1 protein-coding gene and 1 pseudogene are annotated in these 705 nt (G+C 48.4%); both read left to right on the top strand.

The features are described 5' to 3' along the window. A pseudogene (locus ACTHUR_RS14180) lies at positions 1-365 on the top strand (hypothetical protein); the annotation flags it as partial. Beyond that, a partial coding sequence (locus ACTHUR_RS14175; protein ID WP_440399193.1) for a sugar transferase occupies positions 358-705 on the top strand: 348 nt, incomplete at its 3' end. The pseudogene ACTHUR_RS14180 and the gene ACTHUR_RS14175, both read left to right, overlap by 8 nt.

The following is a 705-nucleotide window of genomic DNA, read 5'->3' as shown; positions in this document are numbered from 1 at the left end:
ACATCAAGTTTTACGGCTACATTCCCTATGCCGAAATGATGTCGGTTGCCAAGGGCTGCGACATTGCCATCAACGCCATCCAGTCCTATTCAATGGCATCGATTACCAACAAACTCTCCGACTATATGGCTTTGCAAAAACCGATTCTGAACAGCCAAGTCAACGACGAAGTTGCCGAAGTCCTTACCCTGCTGCCGCATGCGAACTACCATTCCGGCGATGTGGACGGTTTCGTTCAAGCCGCCAAAGATATTTTGAAGCGCAAAAGCGATCCTGTTCAGTCCGAAGAAATCGTCGGCCGCTTCAAACGCGACGTTGCCTATCAAAAAATCGTCAACCTGATTGAAAGATTAGCTCATGAATAAATTTTTCAAACGCCTGTTTGACATTGTCGCCTCCGCTTCAGGACTGATTATCCTGTCGCCTGTGTTTTTGATTTTGGTGTACCTCATCCGTAAAAACCTAGGCTCGCCCGTGTTCTTCATCCAAGAGCGGCCGGGCAAAGATGGCAAGCCGTTTAAAATGATTAAATTCCGCTCCATGCGCGATGCAATCGACAAAGACGGCAACCCACTGCCGGACAGCGAACGCATGACCGATTTCGGCAAAAAATTACGTGCCACCAGTTTGGACGAACTTCCTGAATTATGGAATGTCTTAAAAGGTGAGATGAGTCTAGTTGGCCCTCGTCCGCTGCTGATGCAC

The sequence above is a fragment of the Neisseria sp. P0021.S007 genome (genome assembly GCF_051956855.1).
The sequence above is the reverse complement of the archived record's forward strand: the minus strand, read 5'-3'. Positions and strand labels throughout refer to the sequence as shown.